Source organism: Pseudomonas multiresinivorans, assembly GCF_012971725.1.
GTDB classification, from domain to species: domain Bacteria; phylum Pseudomonadota; class Gammaproteobacteria; order Pseudomonadales; family Pseudomonadaceae; genus Pseudomonas; species Pseudomonas multiresinivorans.
This window is the reverse complement of sequence record NZ_CP048833.1, coordinates 4,608,776-4,632,464: the sequence shown is the minus strand read 5'-3', so window position 1 is coordinate 4,632,464 and position 23,689 is coordinate 4,608,776. Positions and strand designations below refer to the sequence as shown.

General features: G+C 64.0%; 22 protein-coding genes and 1 tRNA gene. 14 read left to right on the top strand and 9 right to left on the bottom strand.

Annotated elements, in window-relative coordinates:
* Positions 1-38: 38 nt before the first annotated feature.
* On the bottom strand, positions 39-896 hold the full coding sequence (locus G4G71_RS21010) for a MurR/RpiR family transcriptional regulator (RefSeq protein ID WP_169939871.1): 858 nt from the start codon (positions 894-896) through the stop codon (positions 39-41).
* 186 nt (positions 897-1,082) lie between these two features.
* Between G4G71_RS21010 and zwf the strand changes: the two genes are divergently transcribed.
* Genes zwf through G4G71_RS20995 form a run of 3 tightly spaced genes read left to right on the top strand, consistent with a single transcriptional unit; the run spans position 1,083 to position 3,920 of the window.
* Positions 1,083-2,552: a glucose-6-phosphate dehydrogenase gene (gene zwf / locus G4G71_RS21005; RefSeq protein ID WP_169939868.1), complete on the top strand. Its 1,470-nt coding sequence runs from the start codon at positions 1,083-1,085 to the stop codon at positions 2,550-2,552.
* Positions 2,539-3,255, top strand: a complete 717-nt coding sequence (gene pgl, locus G4G71_RS21000; protein ID WP_169939866.1) for a 6-phosphogluconolactonase — start codon at positions 2,539-2,541, stop codon at positions 3,253-3,255. The genes zwf and pgl overlap by 14 nt, the downstream gene beginning before the upstream one ends.
* A gap of 17 nt (positions 3,256-3,272) precedes the next feature.
* Complete coding sequence (locus G4G71_RS20995; protein WP_169939864.1) at positions 3,273-3,920, top strand: bifunctional 4-hydroxy-2-oxoglutarate aldolase/2-dehydro-3-deoxy-phosphogluconate aldolase; 648 nt, start codon at positions 3,273-3,275, stop codon at positions 3,918-3,920.
* A gap of 227 nt (positions 3,921-4,147) precedes the next feature.
* On the opposite strand, the gene G4G71_RS20990 is transcribed toward G4G71_RS20995, so the two are convergent.
* From G4G71_RS20990 to G4G71_RS20975, 4 genes are all read right to left on the bottom strand, one after another.
* A complete protein-coding gene (locus tag G4G71_RS20990; RefSeq protein ID WP_169939862.1) occupies positions 4,148-5,980 on the bottom strand; it encodes an ABC transporter ATP-binding protein in 1,833 nt (610 codons plus the stop codon).
* A 75-nt stretch (positions 5,981-6,055) separates the two neighbouring features.
* Positions 6,056-6,616: a peptidylprolyl isomerase gene (locus G4G71_RS20985; protein WP_240964967.1), complete on the bottom strand. Its 561-nt coding sequence runs from the start codon at positions 6,614-6,616 to the stop codon at positions 6,056-6,058.
* Between the two features lie 28 nt (positions 6,617-6,644).
* Positions 6,645-7,436, bottom strand: a complete 792-nt coding sequence (locus G4G71_RS20980; RefSeq protein ID WP_169939858.1) for an alpha/beta fold hydrolase — start codon at positions 7,434-7,436, stop codon at positions 6,645-6,647.
* 30 nt (positions 7,437-7,466) lie between these two features.
* Positions 7,467-8,393: a PA3225 family LysR-type transcriptional regulator gene (locus G4G71_RS20975; protein ID WP_024765970.1), complete on the bottom strand. Its 927-nt coding sequence runs from the start codon at positions 8,391-8,393 to the stop codon at positions 7,467-7,469.
* Positions 8,394-8,448: 55 nt separating this feature from the next.
* Between G4G71_RS20975 and G4G71_RS20970 the strand changes: the two genes are divergently transcribed.
* The 9 genes from G4G71_RS20970 to G4G71_RS20930 all read left to right on the top strand — a co-directional run bounded on the left by G4G71_RS20970 (position 8,449) and on the right by G4G71_RS20930 (position 16,118).
* Positions 8,449-8,763, top strand: coding sequence for a hypothetical protein (locus G4G71_RS20970; protein ID WP_024765971.1), 315 nt, complete (start codon positions 8,449-8,451; stop codon positions 8,761-8,763).
* A 147-nt stretch (positions 8,764-8,910) separates the two neighbouring features.
* On the top strand, positions 8,911-9,510 hold the full coding sequence (locus G4G71_RS20965) for an FMN-dependent NADH-azoreductase (RefSeq protein WP_169939856.1): 600 nt from the start codon (positions 8,911-8,913) through the stop codon (positions 9,508-9,510).
* Positions 9,511-9,707: 197 nt separating this feature from the next.
* A complete protein-coding gene (gene ihfB / locus G4G71_RS20960; RefSeq protein ID WP_015478091.1) occupies positions 9,708-9,992 on the top strand; it encodes an integration host factor subunit beta in 285 nt (94 codons plus the stop codon).
* 33 nt (positions 9,993-10,025) lie between these two features.
* Complete coding sequence (locus tag G4G71_RS20955; RefSeq protein ID WP_169939854.1) at positions 10,026-10,331, top strand: lipopolysaccharide assembly protein LapA domain-containing protein; 306 nt, start codon at positions 10,026-10,028, stop codon at positions 10,329-10,331.
* The gene (locus G4G71_RS20950; protein WP_169939853.1) at positions 10,324-11,475 is read left to right on the top strand and encodes a tetratricopeptide repeat protein; all 1,152 of its coding nucleotides are present in this window, start codon (positions 10,324-10,326) and stop codon (positions 11,473-11,475) included. Before G4G71_RS20955 ends, G4G71_RS20950 begins: the two co-directional genes overlap by 8 nt.
* Positions 11,476-11,530: 55 nt before the next feature.
* A complete protein-coding gene (locus G4G71_RS20945) occupies positions 11,531-12,493 on the top strand; it encodes a UDP-glucose 4-epimerase family protein (RefSeq protein ID WP_169939852.1) in 963 nt (320 codons plus the stop codon).
* Complete coding sequence (locus G4G71_RS20940; protein ID WP_169939850.1) at positions 12,490-13,515, top strand: MraY family glycosyltransferase; 1,026 nt, start codon at positions 12,490-12,492, stop codon at positions 13,513-13,515. The genes G4G71_RS20945 and G4G71_RS20940 overlap by 4 nt, the downstream gene beginning before the upstream one ends.
* 70 nt (positions 13,516-13,585) lie before the next feature.
* Positions 13,586-15,574, top strand: coding sequence for a polysaccharide biosynthesis protein (locus tag G4G71_RS20935; protein WP_169939848.1), 1,989 nt, complete (start codon positions 13,586-13,588; stop codon positions 15,572-15,574).
* 196 nt (positions 15,575-15,770) lie between these two features.
* Positions 15,771-16,118 carry a ComEA family DNA-binding protein gene (locus tag G4G71_RS20930; protein ID WP_169939846.1) on the top strand — a complete coding sequence of 116 codons (348 nt, stop codon included), beginning with the start codon at positions 15,771-15,773 and terminating at the stop codon, positions 16,116-16,118.
* Between the two features lie 248 nt (positions 16,119-16,366).
* Here G4G71_RS20930 and G4G71_RS20925 read toward each other — a convergent pair.
* Together G4G71_RS20925 and G4G71_RS20920 are read right to left on the bottom strand one after the other, a co-directional pair.
* Positions 16,367-16,442: transfer RNA gene (locus G4G71_RS20925), tRNA-Asn, on the bottom strand.
* 68 nt (positions 16,443-16,510) lie between these two features.
* A complete protein-coding gene (locus tag G4G71_RS20920; RefSeq protein WP_169939844.1) occupies positions 16,511-17,707 on the bottom strand; it encodes an amino acid aminotransferase in 1,197 nt (398 codons plus the stop codon).
* Positions 17,708-17,890: 183 nt separating this feature from the next.
* Between G4G71_RS20920 and uvrB the strand changes: the two genes are divergently transcribed.
* On the top strand, positions 17,891-19,906 hold the full coding sequence (uvrB, locus tag G4G71_RS20915; protein WP_169939842.1) for an excinuclease ABC subunit UvrB: 2,016 nt from the start codon (positions 17,891-17,893) through the stop codon (positions 19,904-19,906).
* A gap of 111 nt (positions 19,907-20,017) precedes the next feature.
* Here the strand turns inward: uvrB and G4G71_RS20910 are convergent, their stop codons facing one another.
* On the bottom strand, positions 20,018-21,577 hold the full coding sequence (locus G4G71_RS20910) for an MDR family MFS transporter (protein WP_064979860.1): 1,560 nt from the start codon (positions 21,575-21,577) through the stop codon (positions 20,018-20,020).
* The gene (locus tag G4G71_RS20905; RefSeq protein ID WP_054909153.1) at positions 21,567-22,601 is read right to left on the bottom strand and encodes an HlyD family secretion protein; all 1,035 of its coding nucleotides are present in this window, start codon (positions 22,599-22,601) and stop codon (positions 21,567-21,569) included. The genes G4G71_RS20910 and G4G71_RS20905 overlap by 11 nt, the downstream gene beginning before the upstream one ends.
* 109 nt (positions 22,602-22,710) lie before the next feature.
* Here G4G71_RS20905 and G4G71_RS20900 point away from each other — a divergent pair, with 109 nt between their 5' ends.
* Positions 22,711-23,631, top strand: coding sequence for a LysR family transcriptional regulator (locus G4G71_RS20900; protein ID WP_169939840.1), 921 nt, complete (start codon positions 22,711-22,713; stop codon positions 23,629-23,631).
* Positions 23,632-23,689 lie beyond the last annotated feature (58 nt).

Genomic DNA, 23,689 nt, shown 5'->3' with positions numbered 1-23,689 from the left:
GGAGCGGGCTTTTTCCTGAGCAGAGGGCCGCGCCGTCCTCAACTTTCCTCGTCGAGCTGGTAACGGGTCGGCACCAGGCTCTCCTTGATCTTGCGCAGGTGCGGCTGGAAATCCACGCCGCGGCGCAGGGTCACGCCGGTGGCGAGCACGTCGAGCACGGTGAGCTGGATGATCCTTGAGGTCATCGGCATATAGATGTCGGTGTCCTCGGGCAGCGGAATGTCCAGGCTCAATGTGCTGGCGCGGGCCAGTGGCGAGTTCGCGGCGGTCAGGCCGAGTACCGAGGCGCCGTTCTGCCGCGCCAGGTGTGCCACGTCTACCAGCTCGCGGGTGCGCCCGGTGTAGGAAATCACCACGAACAGGTCGCCGGTGTGCGCTACCGAGGCGATCATCCGCTGCATCAGCACATCGCTCTGCGCTGACACCGCCAGGTTGAAGCGAAAGAACTTGTGCTGCGCGTCGAGGGCCACCGAGCTGGACGCGCCAAGGCCGAAGAAGTGGATCTGCCGGGCCTGGATCAACAGATCCACGGCGCGGTCGATCACCTTCGGGTCGAGCAGCTTGTGGGCACTGTCCAGCGAGGCGATGGTGCTGCTGAAGATCTTGCGCGTGTAGGCCTCGGGGCCGTCGTCGGCCGCCACGGCCTGGGTCACGAAGGCTGCGCCGCTGGCGAGGCTCTGCGCCAGCTGGATCTTCAGCTCCGGGTAGCCACTCATGCCGAAGGAGCGGCAGAAGCGATTCACCGTCGGCTCGCTGACACTCGATGCCTGGGCCAGCGCGGCGATGCTGAAGCGCGTGGCCTGCTGCGGGTCGTGCAGGATCACCTGGGCGACCTTGCGCTCGGCCTTGTTCAGCTCTTCCAGACGGCTCTGGATCTGCTCCAGCAGGTTTTTCATCCGTGCTCCTTGGGCAATCGACGGTTGACCGGGTAGGTGCGGCCAGCGGCGCTATCCTAACGTCAGGCTGGCAAGCGACCAACAACGGCGCGAGATGGCAGAAATATGTTGTTTAATTACTACATATTTGTCTTAATGCCGGCGTAGAAGGCTAACTATCGTTCAAAATTTGGTTGGTAACAACAAATGCCTGAAGTCCGCGTTCTGCCCTGCACCCTTGCGCTGTTCGGCGCCCTGGGTGATCTCGCCCTGCGCAAACTGCTGCCGGCGCTCTACCAGCTCGACCGCGAAGACCTGCTGCACCGCGATACCCGCATTCTCGCCCTGGCCCGCGATGACGGCGCCACGGAAGCACCGCTGGCAACCATCGAGCGCCGTCTGCGCCAGTATGTCCCGGCGAAAGAGTGGGACGAACAGGTCTGGGCCCGCTTCCAGGCGCGCCTGCATCACCTGAGCATGGACTTCCTCTACGCCGGTTCCTACCAGGCGCTGGCCGAGCTGGTGGGCGACGAGAAGACCCTGGTCGCCTACTTCGCCACCGCCGCCTCGGTGTTCGGCGGCATCTGCGAGAACCTTGCCGCCGCCGGCCTCGCCGAACGCACCCGGGTGGTCCTGGAAAAGCCCATCGGCCACGACCTGGAATCCTCCCGCGCGGTGAATGACGCCGTGGCGCGTTTCTTCCCGGAAAACCGCATCTACCGGATCGACCACTACCTGGGCAAGGAGACGGTGCAGAATCTCATTGCGCTGCGCTTCGCCAACAGCCTGTTCGAGACTCAGTGGAACCAGAACCACATCTCCCACGTGGAGATTACCGTGGCCGAGAAGGTCGGCATCGAGGGCCGCTGGGGCTACTTCGACAAGGCCGGCCAGCTGCGTGACATGGTGCAGAACCACCTGCTGCAACTGCTCTGCCTGATCGCCATGGATCCGCCGGCCAACCTCACCGCCGACAGTATCCGTGACGAGAAGGTGAAGGTGCTGCGCGCGCTGGAGCCCATCGCTCCCGAGCAACTGGCGACCCGCGTGGTGCGTGGCCAGTACACCGCCGGCTACATCGACGGCAAGCCCGTGCCGGGCTACCTCGCCGAGGAAAATGCCAACCCCAACAGCGACGCCGAGACCTTCGTCGCCCTGCGGGTGGATATCCGCAACTGGCGCTGGTCCGGCGTGCCGTTCTACCTGCGCACCGGCAAGCGCATGCCGCAGAAGCATTCGCAGATCGTCATCCACTTCAAGGAACCGCCGCACTACATCTTCGCCCCGGAGCAGCGTTCGTTGATCAGCAACCGGCTGATCATTCGCCTGCAACCGGACGAGGGCATTTCCCTGCAGGTGATGACCAAGGACCAGGGCCTGGGCAAGGGCATGCAACTGCGCACCGGCCCGCTGCAGCTGAATTTCTCCGAAACCTTCCAGACCGCCCGTACGCCGGATGCCTATGAGCGACTGTTGCTGGAAGTCACCCAGGGCAATCAGAACCTGTTTGTCCGCAAGGACGAGATCGAGGCCGCCTGGACATGGTGCGATGGCCTGATCGACGGCTGGGGCCGACTGGGCGAGGAGCCCAAGCCCTACCCGGCCGGAAGCTGGGGACCACAGGCCTCGGTTGCCCTGATCGCTCGCGACGGGAGGGACTGGTATGGCGATCTTTGAACCGACACTGAAAGAAGGCATGGCCTGGAAGACCTGGAACAACGCCGCCGAGCAGGCCCGCGGCCTCGCCGAAGCGGTAGCCGACGCGCTGCGCGAGGCGCTGGTCGAACGTGGCAGCGCATTGCTGGTGGTGTCCGGCGGGCGCAGTCCGGTGGCTTTTCTCGAGGCCCTGAGCGGAGCGGTACTGGACTGGTCGAAAGTGGCCGTCAGCCTTGCCGACGAGCGCTGGGTACCCGAGTCGCACCCGGACAGCAACGCAGGCCTGCTGCGTCGTCATCTGCTCAAGGGGATGGCGGGCAAGGCGCAGTTCATCGGCCTGTATCAGCCGGCGAGCAGCCTCGAGGAGGCGGCCGACAAGACCGATCGCTTCCTCCACCAGCTGACGCTGCCCATCGATGTGCTGGTGCTGGGCATGGGCGACGACGGCCACACGGCTTCGCTGTTCCCCGGCAGCATCAACCTGGTCGAGGCGCTCGATCCGGCCGGCACACGCCGTTGCCTGCCGATGTGGGCGCCGACCGTGCCGCACCAGCGCCTGACCCTCACCCGAGCCGTGTTGCAGGGTGCGCGGGTGCAGATCCTGGCCATCCAGGGCGAGTCCAAGCTGGCCACGCTGAGCCAGGCGCTCAGCGATAACGACGACCAGCGCATGCCGGTCAATGCGTTCCTGCGTTCACCTCTTTCGATCCACTGGTGCCCCTGAAGCACGGAGTTACCGCTATGCCTGAACAACACATCCAGCAGATCGATGCCCTGGCGCAGCGTGCGCGCATCCTGCCGGTGATCACCATCGACCGCGAGGCGGACATCCTGCCCATGGCGGATGCTCTGGCAGCCGGCGGCATCACCGTTCTGGAAGTGACCTTGCGGACGTCGCTGGGCCTGACCGCGATCCGCCAGTTGAGCGAGCAGCGCCCTGAGCTGATCGTCGGCGCCGGCACCGTGCTCGACCCGGAAACGTTCGCCCAGGCGGAAGAGGCGGGGGCGAAGTTCATCGTCACCCCCGGCTGTACCGACGAACTGCTGCAGTACGCGGTGACTCGCCCGGTGCCGCTGCTGCCCGGCGTGGCCACCGCTTCGGAAATCATGGCGGCGTACCGTCATGGCCTGCGTCGTTTCAAGCTGTTCCCGGCGAAGGTCGCCGGCGGCGTGGAAGCGCTCAAGGCTTTCGGCGGACCGTTCCCGGACATCCGTTTCTGCCCTACCGGCGGCGTCGGCCCGGACAACCTGAATGACTATTACCGCCTTGCCAATGTGATGTGCGTGGGCGGCAGCTGGATGCTGCCCAAGGCCGCCATCGACGGCGGTGACTGGGCCACGGTCGAACGCCTGAGCCGCGAGGCGCTGGCGTTACTGGACACACACTGAGCTGTCCTGGATTTGGACGTGCCCGGCCTTTTGCCGGGCTTTTTTATGGGCGTTCCTTCGGGTGAGCACAGTGCCGTGCGGGTTCGCGAGCAAGCTCGCTCCTACAAAAAAGCGAGCCTGGCGCGGGACTGCTCCCTGTAGGAGCGAGCTTGCTCGCGAACAAACCCCTGCGCGGGGCTGTTCGCGAGCAAGAACTGGGCGTTTCCCTTGTCCTGCCGGGGGCGGCTTCAATCCACCCCGACGAACCCACCCGTCTGGTGCCGCCACAGCCGCGCGTAGAGCCCGCCATGGGCAAGCAACTCGGCATGGCTGCCGCTCTCGACCACGCGGCCATGCTCCAGCACCACCAGGCGGTCCATACGGGCGATGGTGGAAAGGCGGTGGGCAATGGCGATCACCGTCTTGCCCTGCATCAGGGTCTCCAGGCTTTCCTGGATCGCCGCTTCCACTTCCGAGTCCAGCGCCGAAGTGGCTTCATCGAGGATCAGGATCGGCGCGTCCTTGAGTAGCACGCGGGTGATCGCGATGCGCTGGCGTTGGCCGCCGGAGAGCTTCACGCCGCGTTCGCCGACGTGGGCGTCGAGGCCGAAGCGACCCTCGGCGTCGCTCAGTTGCGGAATGAACTCCGAGGCGCGCGCTTTCTGGATGGCGTCCTGCAAATCCGCCTCGCTGGCGTCCGGGCGACCATAGAGCAGGTTGTCGCGGATCGAACGGTGCAGCAGTGAGGTGTCCTGGGTGACCATGCCGATCTGCGCGCGCAGGCTTTCCTGGGTCACGTGGGCGATGTCCTGGCCGTCGATCAGGATGCGCCCGCCCTCGAGGTCGTACAGACGCAGCAGCAGGTTCACCAGGGTCGACTTACCGGCGCCGGACGGCCCGACCAGGCCGATCTTCTCGCCGGGGCGCACGGTCAGGTCCAGCCCGCTGATCAGGCCCCCGCCCTTGCCGTAGCTGAAGTCCACCTGGTCGAAGCGCACTTCTCCATGGCTCACCACCAGCGGCTTGGCGCCGGGCTGGTCGTTCACTTGGCGGGGCAGGGCGATGGTCTGCATGCCGTCCTGCACCTGGCCGACGTTCTCGAAGATGCCGCCGACCACCCACATGATCCAGCCGGACATGTTGTTGATGCGGATGACCAATCCGGTGGCCAGGGCGATGGCGCCGACCGAGATCAGCGACTGGGTCCACAGCCACAGGGCAAGGCCGGTGGTACCGGCGATCAGCAGGCCGTTGAAGACGGTGATGGTGACGTCCATGGAGGTCACCACGCGTCCGGCCTGCTGGGCCTTGCGGGTCTGGTCGTCGATGGCTTCGTGGGCGTAGTCCTCTTCCTGGCGCGTGTGGGCGAACAGCTTGAGGGTAGTGATGTTGGTGTAGCCGTCGACGATCCGGCCCATCAGCTTGGAGCGCGAGTCCGAGGCGACCACCGAGCGATGCTTCACCTGGGGAATGAAGTAGCCCAGCGCGCCGACGTAGCCGACGACCCACAGCAGCAGCGGGATCATCAGGCGCCAATCGGCCTCGGCGAACAGCACCAGGGCGCTGACGGTGTAGATCACCACGTGCCAGATGGCATCCACCACCTGCACGGCGGAATCGCGCAGGGAGTTGCCGGTCTGCATGATGCGCTGGGCGATGCGCCCGGCGAAGTCGTTCTGGAAGAAGCCCAGGCTCTGCTTGAGCACGTAGCGATGGTTCTGCCAGCGGATCAGGTTGGTCATGCTGGGGTTGATGCTCTGGTGCACCAGCATGTCGTGCAGGCCGTTGAACACCGGGCGCAGGATGAGCGCGACGACGGCCATCCAGATCAGCTCGCGGCCGTGCAGGGTGAAAAAGTCCGCGGGCGCGGTGCCTTGCGCGAGGTCGACGATGCGCCCCAGGTAGCTGAACAGCGCGACTTCGATCAGCGCGACGATCAGGCCGACGAAGAGCAGGGCGAGGAAGACCGGCCAGACCTGGCGCAGATAATAGACATAAAAGCGGATGACGTCGGACGGCGGCATGCGCTCGGGGACGTCGCGGAAGGGATCGATCAGACGCTCGAAACGACGGTAAAGCATGATAGGTCTCGGGTTGTCGGCGGGGCCGTCCTGGCCCCGCCTTGAATGGCCTCCGTCAGCCGTGATTGCGCAGAATCACAGACGCTTGGCGGAGAGGATGACCACCGGGGTGGTCGGTACGTCCTGGAACATGCCGCGGTTGCCGGTCTTCACCCCGGCGATCTGGTCGACCACGCCCATGCCGCGAACGACCTTGCCGAACACGGCGTAGCCGAAGTCGCGGGCGCCGTGGTTGAGGAAGTCGTTACCGGTCAGGTTGATGAAGAACTGGCTGGTGGCGGAGTTCACGTCGCTGGTGCGTGCCATGGCCAGGGTGCCGCGCTCGTTGAGCAGGCCGTTGTCGGCCTCGTTCTTGATCGGCGCCTGGGTGTCCTTCTCCTTCATGGCTTCGGTGAAGCCGCCGCCCTGAATCATGAAGTTGGGGATGACGCGGTGGAAGACGGTTCCGTTGTAGAAGCCGCTGTCGACGTAGGACAGGTAGTTCTTCACGGAAATCGGCGCTTTGTCGGCGTACAGCTCGATTTCGATTTCACCCGAGGTGGTGGACAGCAGCACATGCGGGTTCTTGCTGTCGGCGGCGAATACCGAGCCGGCCAGGACCAGGGAGCAGGCAGCGAGCAGGAAGCGTTTGAACAGGGTCATTTGGTGGAAGTTTCCTGAGGTTCTAGGGATGGTCGACCTGATCGAGGAAGTCGAGCAGGGTGGTATTGAAGCGTTCGGGCTGGTCCAGCGGCGTCGCGTGGCGCGAATCCTCGATCACCACCAGGCGGGCGTTGGGCATCTGCCCGACATAGGCCTGCTTGAGCGAAACCGGGGTGTAGTCGCGGTCGGCACTGATCACCAGGGTTGGACAGGTTATGCGCGCCAGGCGTTCCTGCACACCCCAGCCGATGATGGCGTGCAGGCTGGACAGGTAGGCGCGCTTGTCGTTCTGCGGCCAGCGCTGCTGGATCTTGCGGCGCAGGTCGCTCTGTTCGGGCTTGGGAAAGAGCATCTTGCCCAGCGCCTTGCCCACGGTATCCAGGCCCAGCACATGGGCGAGGAACAGCCGGCGCGCCACTTCCAGGTACTCGCGTGGGCTGCGTGGCTTCACTTCCGGCGCGCTGTTGACGATGGTCAGGCTGTTCAGTCGCTCCGGCCAGCGGGTGGCCAGTTCGAAGCCGATCATGCCGCCCATGCTGATGCCCACCAGGTGCACGCGGCCAAGGCTCAAGTGGTCGAGCAGAGCGATCACGTCCTCGGCGAAGGCGCCGATGCTGTAGCGCTGGCGCGGCTTGTCGGACTGGCCGTGGCCGCGCACGTCGAGGGCGATCACCCGGTGGCGTTTCTCCAGTTCCGGCACCTGGTATTCCCAGTCGCGGGTGCTGGAGCCGAGCCCGTGCACCAGCAGAACTGGCGTGCCGAATCCGCTTTCCTCATAGTGCAGGCGGTGACCGGCGTGATCGAAGAACGGCATGACGGGCTCCTTGTTCGGGCGGACTGTGGCTCAGACCGGGCTTTCCGGGGCGGCGAAATGGGCGTCGAGTGGCACGTTGGCGAAGGTGGTCAGCAGTTCCACGAGGATCTGCGTGGCGGGGCCCAGGGGCTTTTCCTTGTTCGGGTAAAGATAGAAGCGGCTCTCGCGCACGCCGCCCTGTTTCATCGGCAGTGGCTTGACCTGGCCGTCGCGCAGCTCGCGCTCGATCATGTGCCGCGGCAGCCAGGCGAAGCCCAGGCCGTTGCTGACGAAGGTGGCGGCGGTGGCCAGGCTGCCCACCGTCCAGCGCTGCTCGGCGCCGAGCCAGCCGACGTCTCGCGGCTGCAGGCGACCGGAATCGCGGATCACCACCTGCATCTGGGTTTCCAGGTCCTGGTGGGTGACTTCGCGTTGCAGGCGGTGCAGCGGGTGGTCGGGATGGGCGACGGCGACGAAGTCGACGATGGAGAGGTCGGCGCCCAGGTGGCCGGGGATGTTCAGGCCGCTGATAGCCAGGTCGGCATGGCCCTGCACCAGCGCTTCTTCCACGCCGGACAACACTTCCTCGCGCAACAGCACGCGGCAGCCACGGCTCTGCGGCATGAAGGCGGAGAGGGCGCGCACCAGGCGCACGGTGGGATAGGCGGCGTCGACCACCAGGCGTACTTCCGGCTCCCAGCCCTGCTCCATGTGATGGGCAAGTTCCTCCAGCTGGCCGGCGGATTTCACCAGCTGCCGCGAGCGACGCAGCAGCACTTCACCGGCCTCGGTGAGCACCGCCTTGCGCCCGTCGATGCGCAACAACGGTACGCCGAGCTGCTCCTGCATGCGCGCCACGGTATAGCTGATCGACGACTGTGAACGATGCAGGGCTTCCGCCGCTTGGGCGAAGCCGCCGTGATCGACCACGGCCTGCAGGGTTCTCCACTGATCCAGGGTAACGCGGGGCGCTTTCATCCTCGCTTCCTCTTGTCTAATCTGGCGGTCCGCAGAAGACCAACAAGAGACCGCCATGAAAAAATTCTGTTGTGCCGTTCTGGCACTGTTGCCGCTGACTGCCCTGGCCTATCCCATCGAAGTGGAGAAATCCCTCAAGGGCACCCAGGTGGACTATGACACGCAGGACATAGGCGACCAGATGGGTGCCATCATCCTGCGCAACAATGGTCAGGAACAGGCGACCTGCACCGCAGTCTTTGTCAATGGTCCGGAAACTCCGCATGTTCGCAAGGCTTCCATCGCGCCGGGCAAGGAAGCCAACCTGACTTCCAGCTTCAGTCGTGCGGTGATCAAGCTGCGCATCAAGCTCACCTGCGTGCCGGGTTGAGTAGTCTGCCGGACAAGACTAGAAGCAGTTTTGCGAGAAATCAATTTATTCGATAATTAGAAGCGATTATTTGCGCTTTTTTATCGATTTGTTGATCTTTAGGATGACCTCCATCGACACATTCAATGACCGATGGAGGTCCAGTCCATGTCCCGCGTTCTCGTCATCGAAAGCAGTGCCCGTCAGGAAGGTTCCGTTTCCCGCCAGCTGACCCGCGATTTCATCGCGCAGTGGCAGGCGGCGCACCCGTCGGACGAGATCCGGGTTCGCGACCTGGCCATCGAGCAGGTGCCGCACCTGGATGCCAACCTGCTGGGTGGCTGGATGAAGCCGGCCCAGGAGCACAGCGAGATCGAGCGCGTCGCGCTGGATCGCTCCAACCAGCTGACGGCCGAACTGCAAGCCGCCGATGTGCTGGTGCTGGCCGCGCCGATGTACAACTTCGCCATCCCCAGCACGCTGAAGTCCTGGCTCGACCATGTGCTGCGCGCCGGCGTCACCTTCAAATACACCGAGACCGGCCCGCAGGGTCTGCTCACTGGCAAGCGCGCCTTCGTCCTGACCAGCCGTGGCGGCGTGTACGCCGGCGGTGCGCTGGATCACCAGGAACCCTACCTGCGCCAGGCCCTGGGCTTCGTCGGTATCCATGATGTGACCTTCATCCACGCCGAAGGCCTGAACATGGGCGGTGAATTCGCCGAGAAAGGTCTGGCCAAGGCCAAGGCGCAGCTCGCCGCTATCGCCTGATCCGCTTCTTGCTTGCGCGTCCTCCCGCTCCTGGACGCGACCGTGGTCGATTCCCTGCCTGGGAGTCGGCCATTTTTTATTCGCCGGCTACTTGACCGGCAGAAAACACATCCTTTCCGTTCGGGCTGTTCAAAGCATGATCAGCATGCTAAAAGAACCTAGAGCTGATCTAGCCGCTTGAAAAAGAAGGGAAAACCATGACCAAGTCGGAGTTGATCGAGAGAATCGTCACCCATCAGGGGCAGCTTTCCGCAAAGGATGTGGAGCTGGCGATCAAGACCATGCTTGAGCAAATGTCCCAGGCTCTGGCCACTGGGGATCGCATCGAAATCCGGGGTTTCGGTAGCTTCTCGCTGCATTACCGTGCGCCGCGTACCGGCCGCAATCCGAAAACCGGCGAGTCCGTGCGCCTGGACGGCAAGTTCGTCCCGCACTTCAAGCCCGGCAAGGAGCTGCGCGACCGCGTCAACGAACCCGAGTGATCCCGGGGTATCCGTCTTCAAGAAGGAGTGTCCATGCTTCGGGCAAAGCGTTTCCTGCTGATTCTGGCGTTGGTCGTCCTGGCCGCCGTCGTTGTGGTTTTCGTCCTGGAGAACCTGCAGTCCACGCAGCTGACCTTCCTTGGCTGGCAGTCGCCGCAATGGCCGCTGGTGGTTTTCATCTCCCTTGCCTTCATCGTCGGCGGCGTGATCGGCCTGCTGCTGAGCATCCCCTTCCGGGCGAAGGCGCATGCCCGCATGAGCGGCCTGCGCTCCGAAGTCACTCGTTTCCGCAAGGAGAATGACGCGCTGCGTGAAAAGTCGCTGACGGACCATGCCTAGCGTCATCGCCACGCTGTTCTTCTTCTGCGCCCTGGCCATCGGCTGGTGGATGGGGCGTCGTTCTCTTTCCCGGCCCCGGGATGCCTCCGAAACCCACCTGCGCAGCCGTGTCCACAGCATGCACAACCTGCTGGAGCGACACTCCGACGATGCACTGGAAAGCCTGTCCCAGGGCTTGGTCGTCAGCCCGGAGACTCTCGAAAGCCACCTGCACGTCGGTAACCTGTTCCGCCGTCGCGGCGATATCGAGAAAGCCATCCACATTCACCAGGAACTGCTGGGTCGTGCCGGCGAGGATGGTTCGCTGGTGGCACAGGTGCGCCTGGAGCTGGCGCGCGATTACATCGCCGGCGGCCTGTTGGGCAGCGCCGAGGAGTTGCTGGACGAGCTGACGCAGCAGCGCGATGAACCCATCTCTCTCGAAGCGCTGGATGAACAACGGCTGATCTGCGAGCGCGAGAAGAACTGGTCGCGGGCCATCGAGTTGGCTGCGCGTCTGGTCGCAAGTCGACCCGAGCTGAGCGCGGCGTTGGCCAACTACTACTGCGAACTTGCCCAGGAGAAGGGCAGGACCGGCGATCGCAGTGCCATGCAGGAACTGCTGCGTGAGGCTCGCCGTGTGGACAAGCGCTGCGTGCGCGCTCTGCTGATGCGGCTGGACTGCGAGTTGTGGCGCAAGGATCAGGTCGCTGCCGTGGCTACCGTCGGCGAGTTGGCGAGCCATGCCAAAGCCTTTCTGGGCGAGATCGTGCCGCTGCTGCGTCGTCATGATGGCCTTGCCCGGCCTGAGTTGCTTGCCTGCCTGCGGGAGTTGGCCACTGGCGAGGAAGTGCCGCCGGCAATCCTCGCACTACTGGCGCAAAGCGAGCAGCCAGCGGGGGCGTCCGGCTGGCGCGAGAGCTTGCTGGAGCGAGTGGAACGCCATCCTTCCTGGCAAGGCGTTGGCGAGTACCTTGACGTAGTCGGAAACGACGGCGAAAAAAACTCGGCAGCTGGAAAAATCGCTCCAATAATCATCGGCTTGTATAAGACAATGCCGCGCTATCGATGCGGCAAGTGTGGTTTCGCCGGCCGCGAACTGCACTGGCAATGTCCCAGCTGTCACGCTTGGAATGCGCTGCGACCGGTCATCTCGCCGCTCTGACGCGTTCGCTCAAACATGGAAGACGCCGCCGGCGTCAGGTTCTGCAGGTGCTGGATTGAAGGTTCTACTCACGGGTGCGACCGGTTTTGTCGGCCGAGGCGTGCTGGCTCGCTTGTGCCAGGAAGATGATTTGCAGGCTCGCGTCGCCCAGCGTGGCGCCAGCGTGCAGTTCCCGGAAGGTGTCGAGGTGGCGCTCATCGACGGGTTGAGCGTGGCGCAATCCTGGACGCAGGCTCTGCTAGGGGTCGATGCGGTGATTCATTGCGCTGCCCGGGTTCATGTCATGGACGAGCGGGCTGCCGATCCGCTCGCCGAGTTTCGCGCGGTGAACGTCGAAGCGACCCGGCATCTGGCGCAGCAGGCCGCGGCGGCAGGCGTGAGGCGTTTTGTCTTTGTCAGTTCGATCAAGGTCAATGGCGAGGAAACCACGCCAGGTCGGCCGTTCACGGCCGATGCCGAGCCGCAACCGCACGACCCTTACGGTCAATCCAAGCTCGAGGCCGAGCGAGCCTTGTTCGAGGTTGCCCGGCAGACGGGACTGGAGGTCGTGGTGGTGCGCCCGCCACTGGTCTACGGCCCTGGGGTCAAGGCCAACTTTGCCAGTCTGATGCGCGCCTTGCAGCGCCGTCTGCCGCTGCCCTTCGGCTCTATCGACAATCGCCGCAGTCTGGTGGCCCGGGATAATCTGGTCGACCTGTTGCTGCTGTGCGCGCGCCACCCCGCAGCGGCAGGGCAGGTGTTCCTGGTCAGTGATGGAGAAGACCTGTCCACGGCTCAGTTGTGTCGCGGCCTGAGCAGGGCCATGGGCGTGCAACCCCGACTTCTGTCGGTTCCGGCGGGGTTGTTGCGCCTGCTGGGCCTGCTGACTGGGCGAGGTCAGCAGATCCAGCGTCTGCTGGGTTCCTTGCAGGTGGATATTTCCGCAACTCGCAGCCGGCTGGGCTGGTCTCCCCCCGTCAGTGTCGAGCAGGCCCTGTTGGAGACGGTGCAGGGGTATGGTCGGGAGCAAGGGCTATGAGTGCGGCATTGCTGCTTCTGGCGGTGTTCATTGCGTCCTGGGCCATGACGGCGGGTGTTCGTCGCTACGCGCTGGCGCGCAGCATCATGGATATCCCGAACGCCCGCAGTTCGCACCGGATTCCCACCCCGCGTGGCGGAGGGGTTGCGATCGTGCTGGGCTTTCTCGGCTGCCTGCCCCTGGCTGCCGTGCTCGGAATGATCGACGGGGCCAGTCTGGTGGCCCTGCTGCCGGCCGGCGCCCTGGTTGCGGCCATTGGCTTCCTCGACGATCACCGCCATATTCCGGCACGCTGGCGGCTGCTGGGGCATTTTGTCGCGGCGCTCTGGCTGATCTGCTGGCTGGGTGGCGTGCCCGTGTTGCCGCTGCCCTGGGGCGTGCTGGACCTGGGGCTGGCAGGCGACTTCCTGGGGCTGGTGTTCCTGGTATGGCTGCTCAACCTGTACAACTTCATGGACGGTATCGACGGGATTGCCGGCCTGGAGGCCATCAGCGTCTGTTTGGGCGGAGCCCTCTGCGGCTGGGCCTTCGGGGCTGCGGAGCTGGTCTGGCTGCCGTTGCTGCTGGGCCTGGCGGCGGCGGGCTTCCTGGTCTGGAACTTCCCTCCCGCGCGAATTTTCATGGGCGATGCGGGCAGTGGTTTCCTCGGGTTGATCCTCGGCGGACTGGCACTGCAGGCCTCTTCGGTGGCCCCACTGCTGATCTGGAGCTGGTTGATTCTCCTGGGCGTTTTCATCGTCGACGCCAGCTTCACGCTGATTCATCGGCTGATGCGCGGCGAGCGCGTCTACGAAGCTCATCGCAGCCATGCCTACCAGCGCGCTTCGCGGCGCTACGGCAGTCATCTGCAGGTATCGCTGGCGGTAACCGCGATCAACGTATTCTGGCTCCTGCCGCTGGCATTGCTGGTCGCGCTCGGGCATGTTCCAGGCTTGCTGGCGCTGATTGTGGCCTATGCTCCATTGGTGCTTGTCGTAGCTCATCTGGGTGCAGGTCGTCCGGATGAACAGGATGTGAGCTGAACTCCGCCGGATTGGGTGGTCAATGTAGCGGGTGGAAAATTTCCTCTGCTCGGGATAAGGACAAGCGCTGATGCTTCGAGAACGCCTGCTGAGGCTTCCGAGACGAAACAAACGGTTACTGCAGGTCACCACCGATATTTGCCTGGTGTGGTTTGCGCTGTGGCTGGCGTTCATCGTGCGACTGGGTACGGACGATCTGGAGTACCCCTTCCGCGTGCATGGCTGGTTGTTCTTCGCCGCCCCCGCAGTGGCGATTCCGCTGTTCATCCGCTTCGGCATGTACCGCGCGGTCATGCGCTATCTCGGCAACGACGCGCTGATCGCGATCTGGAAGGCGGTGACCATCTCGGCGTTGCTGTTGTCTCTGGTGGTTTACTGGAACCGCTCGGTCATCGAGGCGGTTCCGCGTTCGTTGGTCCTGAACTACTGGTGGTTGAGCCTGCTGATGATTGGCGGACTACGCTTGGTCATGCGCCAGTATTTCATGGGGGACTGGTACAGCACCGTGCAGGCCGTTCCGTTCCTCAAGCAACAGGACGGCCTGCCGAAGGTTGCCGTCTATGGTGCGGGCTCTGCCGGCAACCAGCTGGTGGCCGCCTTGCGCCTCGGTCGCGCGATGCGCCCGGTAGCTTTCATCGATGACGATGACGAGATCGCCAACCGTGTCATTGCCGGCCTGCGCGTCTACAAGCCCAAGCATATCCAGCAGATGATCGACGAAACCGGTGTGCAGGAAGTGCTGTTGGCGGTTCCCTCTGCGACGCGCGCCCGCCGCCGCGAAATTCTCGGCTTGCTCGAGCCCTACCCGGTCCACGTGCGAAGCGTGCCGGGATTCATCGAACTGGCCAACGGCCGGGTGCGAGTGGACGACATTCAGGAAGTGGACATCGCCGACCTGCTCGGGCGTGACCCGGTCGAGCCGCGCAAGGAATTGTTCGAGCACTGTATCCGCGGCGAAGTGGTGATGGTCACCGGCGCGGGCGGCTCCATCGGCTCGGAGCTTTGCCGGCAGATCCTGGGTTCGTCGCCTACCGTGCTGGTGCTGTTCGAGCACAGCGAATACAACCTTTACCGGGTGCACCAGGAGCTGGAGAACCGCGTCAAGCGTGAGTCCCTCGCGGTGCAACTGGTTCCGATCCTCGGCTCCGTGCGCAGCGCTGAGCGCCTGCTCGATGTCATGCGCACCTGGAAGGTCGCGACGGTCTATCACGCCGCGGCGTACAAGCATGTGCCCATCGTCGAGCACAATATCTCCGAAGGCGTACTGAATAATGTGATGGGCACCTTGCACACCGCCCAGGTGGCGGTGCAGGCCGGCGTCGAGCACTTCGTGCTGATTTCCACCGACAAGGCAGTGCGCCCGACCAACGTGATGGGCAGCACCAAGCGCCTGGCGGAGATGATTCTGCAGGCCTTGAGTCAGGAATCCGCACCGGTGCTGTTCGGCGACAAGTCCGGCGTGCATCAGGTCAACAAGACCCGGTTCACCATGGTTCGCTTCGGCAACGTGCTGGGGTCCTCCGGTTCGGTCATTCCGCTGTTCCGCGAGCAGATCAAGCGCGGCGGGCCGGTCACCGTGACCCATCCGGGCATCACCCGCTACTTCATGACGATCCCGGAGGCGGCCCAGCTGGTGATCCAGGCGGGCTCCATGGGCCGTGGCGGTGACGTCTTCGTGCTGGACATGGGGCAGCCGGTGAAGATTCTCGAGCTGGCCGAGCGGATGATCCACCTGTCCGGCCTGAGCGTCCGCTCCGAGCGCAATCCCCACGGTGACATTTCCATCGAGTTCAGCGGCCTTCGGCCCGGCGAAAAGCTCTACGAGGAGCTGCTGATCGGCGACAACGTCAGCGCCACCGAACATCCGATGATCATGAAGGCCAACGAGGAGTTGATGCACTGGGAGGGATTCAAGCTCGTCCTGGCTGATCTGCTCAAGGCGGTAGACCAGGGCAATTACGCACGTGTGCGGCAATTGCTGCGGGAGACCGTCAGCGGCTATTGCCCCGAAGGCGAGATCGTCGACCTGATCCATCAGCAGCGGCGGATGGAGCCATGAGTCGGGGTGCTACCTAGCAGACAGCGCCGCTGCTGCGTCTGCGAGTCATGTCAGTCCTTTCTTGGTGAGCTGTCGGCGGCGCCGGAATCTGCCGCCGACTCTCTAAACCGGCGTTTTCACCGGTGTTCCTGGCGATATGTTTTCCAGGCGGCGCAATCGCGCCTGCCTCGAAACCTGTTGCATCAAGGAACGATCCATGAAGAAGAGTCTGCTTTCCGTTGCAAGTCTGATTCTGTTGGCGGGCCTCTCGTTCGGTGGCGCCGCTCTGGCGGCCACCAATGGGGCTCCAGCCGTAAAACCCGCAGCCGAAACCACGGCTTCAACCGAAAAGGCACCTGTTGCCCAGGTGGCGGCGGTGAATATCAACACCGCATCGGCTGAAGAGTTGCAGCATTCCCTGAAAGGTATCGGCAAGGTGAAAGCCCAGGCCATCGTGGACTACCGCACAACCAACGGGCCGTTCACCACGGTCGATCAATTGCTCGAAGTGAAGGGCATCGGCAAGGGGACGCTGGACAAGAATCGCGACAAGATTTCGCTCTGAGCTTTGCCCGTTGGAATGAAAAGGCCGGTCGTCGACCGGCTTTTTCATTGGGGACTTTTTCGAATCCAAAGAAAAAGCCCCCGGCGTGTGCCGAGGGCTTCGAATTTGGCTCCGCGACCTGGACTCGACGGCGTCAGCCGAACGCGCTTCAGCGCGGCCCCGAAGGGGGCATCACCTGGGACGCTGTCCCTGGAGAGAGTCCAGCGCCCAATAAAAAAGCCCCCGGCTTGTGCCGAGGGCTTTGAATTTGGCTCCGCGACCTGGACTCGAACCAGGGACCCAATGATTAACAGTCATTTGCTCTACCGACTGAGCTATCGCGGAACAACGGTGCGTATCTTACTGATTAAGAAGGGGAAGTCAACATCATGCCGACGACTTCCCCTGATTTTTTACAGCACCTGGACGATGGCGCGGGTGACGGTGTCCAGGTTGCCGTTGTTCAATGCGGCAACGCAGATACGGCCGGTACCGACGGCGTAGATGCCGAACTCATTCTTCAGGCGCTCCACCTGCTCGGCGGTCAGGCCGGAGTAGGAGAACATGCCGCGCTGCTGGGCAACGAAGCCGAAGTCGCGCTTGGCACCCTGGGCAGCCAGTTGGGCAACCATGGCTTCACGCATGGCGCGAATGCGGGTGCGCATCTCGCCCAGTTCTTCTTCCCATACTGCACGCAGCTCCGGGCTGTTCAGCACGGAAGCGACGACGCTGGCGCCGTGGGTCGGCGGGTTGGAGTAGTTGGTGCGGATCACGCGCTTGACCTGGGACAGGACACGAGCGGATTCCTCGCGGCTATCAGTCACGACCGACAGGGCGCCAACGCGCTCGCCGTACAGCGAGAACGATTTGGAGAAGGAGCTGGAGACGAAGAAGTTCAGGCCGGACTGGGCGAACAGGCGCACAGCGGAGGCGTCTTCGTCGATGCCGTCGCCGAAGCCCTGGTAGGCGATGTCCAGGAACGGCACGTGGCCCTTGGCTTTCAGAACGTCCAGAACCTGTTTCCAGTCGTCCATGGTCAGGTCGACGCCAGTCGGGTTGTGGCAGCAGGCGTGCAGGACAACGATGGACTGCGAGGGCAGGGCGTTGAGGTCTTCCAGCAGGCCGGCGCGGTTCACACCATGGGTGGCGGCGTCGTAGTAACGGTAGTTCTGCACCGGGAAACCAGCGGCTTCGAACAGCGCGCGGTGGTTTTCCCAGCTCGGGTCGCTGATGGCAACGGTGGCGTTGGGCAGCAGGCGCTTGAGGAAGTCGGCACCGGTTTTCAGCGCGCCGGTACCGCCGACGGCCTGGGTGGTGACCACGCGGCCTTCGGTCAGCAGCTCGGAATCAGCGCCGAACAGCAGCTTCTGTACGCCCGAATCGTAGGCAGCGATGCCTTCGATCGGCAGGTAGCCGCGCGGGGCGTGAGCCTCGATGCGGGCCTTCTCCGCGGCCTGGACGGCGCGCAGCAACGGGAGACGGCCTTCCTCGTTGTAATACACGCCCACGCCCAGGTTGATCTTGCCCGGACGGGTATCGGCGTTGAAAGCTTCGTTCAGGCCCAGGATCGGGTCACGGGGGGCCATTTCGACAGCGGAGAACAGACTCATTTTGGCAGCAGCTCTAAGGCGGGAGTGAAATGCAATTGCATTCCCCCACACACGGCGCTGGGGGATGCGTCGACGGGCCGGTAGTATATAGGCCTCTATGGCAGGCGGCGAGTTGTCGCGCATGCTTTTCGACTGGTATGACGCTTTGGCGACCGAAGCGTCACACGTCAAAGCGAGGTTCCCATGTCGTTATTCCAGCTGGATTCGCGCTTCAAGCCCGCTGGCGATCAGCCAGAAGCCATCCGACAGATGGTTGAAGGGTTGGAAGCGGGCCTGTCGCACCAGACGCTGTTGGGGGTGACCGGTTCCGGCAAGACCTTCAGCATCGCCAACGTCATTGCCCAGGTACAGCGCCCGACCATGGTCCTGGCGCCGAACAAGACCCTGGCCGCGCAGTTGTACGGCGAGTTCAAGACCTTCTTCCCGAACAATGCGGTGGAGTACTTCGTCTCCTACTACGACTATTACCAGCCCGAGGCCTACGTGCCGTCCTCGGACACCTACATCGAGAAGGATTCCTCGATCAACGACCACATCGAGCAGATGCGGTTGTCAGCGACCAAGGCGCTGCTGGAGCGCGAGGACGCGATCATCGTCTGTACCGTGTCGTCGATCTATGGTCTGGGCGATCCGGCGTCCTACCTGAAAATGGTCCTTCACCTGGATCGCGGCGACAAGATGGACCAGCGCGAGCTGCTGCGTCGCCTGACCAGCCTGCAATACACGCGCAATGACATGGACTTCGCCCGCGCCACCTTCCGCGTGCGTGGCGATGTGATCGACATCTTCCCGGCGGAATCGGACCTGGAGGCGATCCGTGTCGAGCTGTTCGACGATGAAGTGGAGAACATCGCCGCCTTCGATCCGCTCACTGGCGAGGTGCTCACCAAGCTGCCGCGCTTCACCTTCTACCCCAAGAGCCACTACGTCACCCCGCGGGAGACGCTGCTCGAGGCGGTGGAGCACATCAAGGCCGAACTCAAGCAGCGCCTGGATTACCTGCGCACCAACAACAAGCTGGTGGAGGCCCAGCGCCTGGAGCAGCGCACCCGCTTTGACCTGGAGATGATCCTCGAGCTGGGCTATTGCAACGGCATCGAGAACTACTCGCGCTATCTCTCCGGCCGTGGTCCCGGCGAGCCGCCGCCGACCCTCTACGACTACCTGCCGGCCAACTCGCTGCTGGTGATCGACGAATCCCACGTCAGCGTTCCCCAGGTCGGCGCGATGTACAAGGGCGACCGCTCGCGCAAGGAAACCCTGGTGGAGTACGGCTTCCGCCTGCCCTCGGCGCTGGACAACCGGCCGCTGCGCTTCGAGGAGTGGGAGGCGATCAGCCCGCAGACCATCTTCGTCTCGGCGACGCCCGGCCCGTATGAAGAACAGCACGCCGGTCGCGTGATCGAGCAGGTGGTGCGCCCCACCGGCCTGGTCGACCCGGAAGTGGAAATCCGCCCGGCGACCACCCAGGTGGACGACCTGCTCTCGGAGATCGGCAAGCGCGTGGCGCTGGATCAGCGCGTACTGGTCACCACCCTGACCAAGCGCATGGCCGAGGACCTGACCGACTACCTGGGCGACCACGACGTGCGCGTGCGTTACCTGCACTCGGACATCGACACCGTGGAGCGGGTGGAAATCATCCGCGACCTGCGCCTGGGCAAGTTCGACGTACTGGTGGGCATCAACCTGCTGCGTGAGGGCCTGGACATGCCCGAAGTGGCGCTGGTGGCCATCCTCGATGCGGACAAGGAGGGCTTCCTGCGTTCCGAGCGCTCGCTGATCCAGACCATCGGCCGCGCCGCGCGGAACCTGCACGGCAAGGCGATCCTCTACGCCGACAACATCACCGGCTCGATGCAGCGGGCGATCAACGAGACCGAGCGCCGGCGCACCAAGCAGGTGGCCTTCAACGAAGCGAACGGCATCGTGCCCAAGGGCGTCACCAAGGATATCAAGGACATCCTCGAAGGGGCCGTGGTGCCGGGCGCCAAGGGCAAGCGCCGCAGCTTGGCGAAAGTGGCGGAGGAGAGCGGCCGCTACGACAACGAGCCGCGTACGCCGGAGGAGATCGGCAAGCGTATCAAGCAGCTGGAAGAGCGCATGTACCAGTTGGCCCGCGACCTGGAGTTCGAGGCCGCGGCCGGTGTGCGCGACGAGATAGGCAAGTTGCGCGACCGCATCGTATCGATGGGCTGAGCGGTTTATGTAGGAGCGAGCTTGCTCACGAACTGCCTGATGCCGGTGTGGCCGGCTGATTGAGCGTTCGCGAGCAAGCTCGCTCCTACAGTGTCTGGAAGGATAGTGGGCTCAATGCGCCCCGGCCGCAGCTCCAGAACCCACGCCCGCCGGCAGCGGGCGCGTCAGCAACACCGCCACCATGCTGACTGCCAGCACGATGCCTATGGCATGGAAGGCGTCGTTGTAGGCCATGATCGCCGCCTGCTGGTGGACAATCTCGCTGATCTTGCCCAGCGCCGCCTGCTGTGTCCCCAGCTGCGAAGTCAGCTGCGCCAGGCGCTCATCCACAGCGCCGTTCACCGGCACCACCGCTTCGCGCAGGTAGTCGTAATAGACCTTGGCGCGGCTATCCAGCAGCGTCGCCAGCAGCGCGATGCCGATGGCGCCGCCCAGGTTGCGCAGGATGTTGAACAGGCTGGAGGCCGAACCTGCGTCCTGCGGTTGCAGGTAGACGGTGGCGATCAGCGAGATGGTGACCATCACCATCGGTTGGCCGAGGGCGCGCAACAGCTGGATCTGGTTGAACTGCGGGCCGGCGAAGTCCGGGTTGAGCACGCCGGAGAAGAAGCTCGCCATGCCGAACAGGCCAAAACCCACGGCGCACAGCAGGCGCGGCTCGATGATCTTCATCAGCTTGGGTATCAGCGGGATGAGGAACAGCTGGGGCACACCCATCCACATGATCACCTCGCCGATCTGCATGGCGTTGTAGCCCTGGATCTGTGCGAGATACAGCGGCAGCACGTAGATCGAGCCGTACAGCCCCATCCCCAGGCCGATGCTGGAAATGCTCGACAGGCCGAAGTTACGGTTGCGCAGGATGCCCAGGTTGATCAGCGGGTTGGGCCGCGAGGTCTGCAGGATCACGAAGAGGATCAGGCTGACCAGGGCGATGCTGCCCAGGCTGACGATCAGGTTCGATTCCAGCCAATCCTTTCGGTGGCCTTCTTCCAGGAACACCTGCAGGCAGCCCAGGCCGATGGCCATGGTGACGATGCCGGCGTAGTCGGTGCTTTTCAGCAGTTCCCAGTGCGGCGGCTTCTTCTCCAGGCCGTAGAGCAGCCCGGCGATCATCAGCAGGCCCGGCGGAATGTTGATGTAGAAGATGTACTCCCAGCCGAAGTTCTCGGTCAGCCAGCCGCCCAGGGTCGGCCCGATGGAGGGCGCGAAGGTGGCGGTGATGGCGAACAGGGCCATGCCCTTGGGGCGGTGGTGCTCCGGCAGCTTGATCAGCGCCAGAGTGAACGCCAGGGGAATCAGTGCGCCGCCAGTGAAGCCCTGCATGGCACGGAACACGATCATGCTCTCCAGGTTCCAGGCGAACGAGCAGAGCAGCGAGGAGAACAGGAAGCCGACGGAGATCATCCAGGCCAGCCGGCGCGCCGAGAGCAGCTGAACCAGCCAGGCGGTGAGCGGGATCATGATGATTTCCGCCACCAGATAGGAGGTGGAAATCCACGAGCCTTCCTCCAGGGTGGCGGCCAGCGCGCCCTGGATATCCTTCAGCGAGGAGTTGGTGATCTGGATGTCGAGGACCGCCATGAACGCGCCGAGCATGGCGCTGAACACGGCGATCCAGTCGCGGCGGGTCGGTTCCCCGACCGGCCGCACCAGGGCATCAGCGGACACGCAGCTCGACCTCGGCCTCGACGGACATGCCCGGGCGGATCAGGCCCTTGAGCGGGTTGTCGTCGGCGAAGGTGATCTTGACCGGAATGCGCTGCACCACCTTGGTGAAGTTGCCGGTGGCGTTGTCCGGTGGCAGCAGGCTGAACTGTGCGCCGGAGGCGGCGAACAGGCTCTGCACCTGGCCTTCGATGGGAGTGTCGGGGAAGGAGTCGAACACCAGTCGGGTGGTCTGGCCGGGGCGCATCTTGCCGATCTGGGTTTCCTTGAAGTTGGCCTGGACCCAGATGCCGTCGTCCGGCACCAGCGACAGCAACTGGCTGCCGACCTGTACGTATTGGCCGACGCGGGCGCCGCGCTGGCCGACCAGGCCGCTGACCGGCGCGTGGATCTCGGTGCGGGCGAGGTTGATCTCGGCCTGGGTGATGTCGGCGCGGGCGCTCTCGATCTGCGCCTGCAGCCGCTGGATGTCGGTACCCAGGGTTTCGCGCTGTACGCGCTGGGCCTGCAGATCAGCCTGGGCCTTGGCCACCTGGGAGCGCGCGACGTTGGAGTCGGCGGCCAGGGTAGTGACGCGCTCTTCCGACACATAGCCGGGCTTGCGCAGCGCCTGGGCGCGGCCGAGATCGACTTCGGTGCGGCCGAGGGTGGCCTGGCTGGCGTTCACGTCGGCCGCGCTGGCCGCGATCATGCTGGTCTGGCCCTTGAGCTTGCTGCGCGCCTGCTCCAGTTCCGCTTCGCGGGTGGCCAGGGTGGCCTTGGCGCGGTCCAGCGCGAGCTGGAAGTCAGCGGCTTCCAGTTTCACCAGCAACTGGCCTTTCTCCACGTGCTGGTTGTCCTGCACCAGCACCTCGTCGACGCGGGCGCCGAGCTGGCTGGCAATGCGGGTGATCTCGCCCTGCACGTAAGCGTTGTCGGTGGTCTCGACGAAGCGGCCGATGAAGTACCAGCGCGCCAGGAAGGCGAGGGCGACCACGGCGAGGATGACGAAGAACACGGTCAGGCGGCGTTGTAATTGTGCGGGCATAGGTAAACGAGCGTTTGGTTGGCCAAAAAATGTTTGCCAATGTAACAGTGTTCCGTGGCGGCACGTAGCCGCTACACTTCGGAAACTTTGTTGCTTATAGGGAACAATCATGGGGCTGGATGATGCGCTGATCTTCACCCGCGTCGTGGAGCTGCACAGTTTCACCCAGGCCGCGCAAAGCCTGGGCATGCAGAAATCGACGGTGAGCCGGCGTATCGCGCTGCTGGAAGAGCGCCTGGGCGTGCGGCTGATCAACCGCACCACCCGAAAGCTGCGCCTGACCGAAGTGGGCCAGGCCTACTACGACCGTTGCCGACAGATCATGCATGACTTCGCCGAGGCCGAGCAGGCGGTGATGCAGTTGCAGCAGGCGCCCTCGGGATTGTTGCGGATCAGCGCGCCCATCGAGTTCGGCCAGATGTACCTGGCCAAGGTGCTGGGTGATTTCATGAACCTGTATCCGCAGATCACCGCCGAGGTCGAGCTGACCTCGCGCAACGTGGATCCACTGGAGGAGGGTGTGGATATCGTCATCATGGTCGGCCAGCCGGAAGATTCGACCCTGATCGCCCGGCGCATGCTCACCACCAACCGCTGCCTGTGCGCCAGCCCGGACTACCTGGAACTGCACGGCCGGCCCGAGACCGTCGAGGAGCTGGCCGGCCACCGCGCGGTATTGTTGCAGGCCGATTCCCAGCGCTACTGGCCGCTGCGCGGGGAGACCGTGCCGTGCCACCGGGTGCTTTCGTGCAACAACATCACCTTTGCCCGCGAGACAGTGCTGGCGGGGGCCGGAATCGCCTCGCTGCCGGAACTCATCGTTGACGAAGAACTGGCCAGCGGCCGCCTGGTCCGGGTGCTGCCACACATTCAGCTGCCGGTGGGTGAGCTCTACGCGGTCTACCCGTCGCGGCGTTTCCAGGCGATGAAGGTGAAGGCCTTCCTCGACTTCCTGATCAATAACCTGCCTATCGATCCCGGTCGCTGGCTGGAGCCGAAGGCGGCCCGCCTGATACCATCGCACCCATGAGCGCGCGCCGTCGCGCGCTGTCGCCGCTTCACACGAAGAATTGCTTCACACGAGAGCC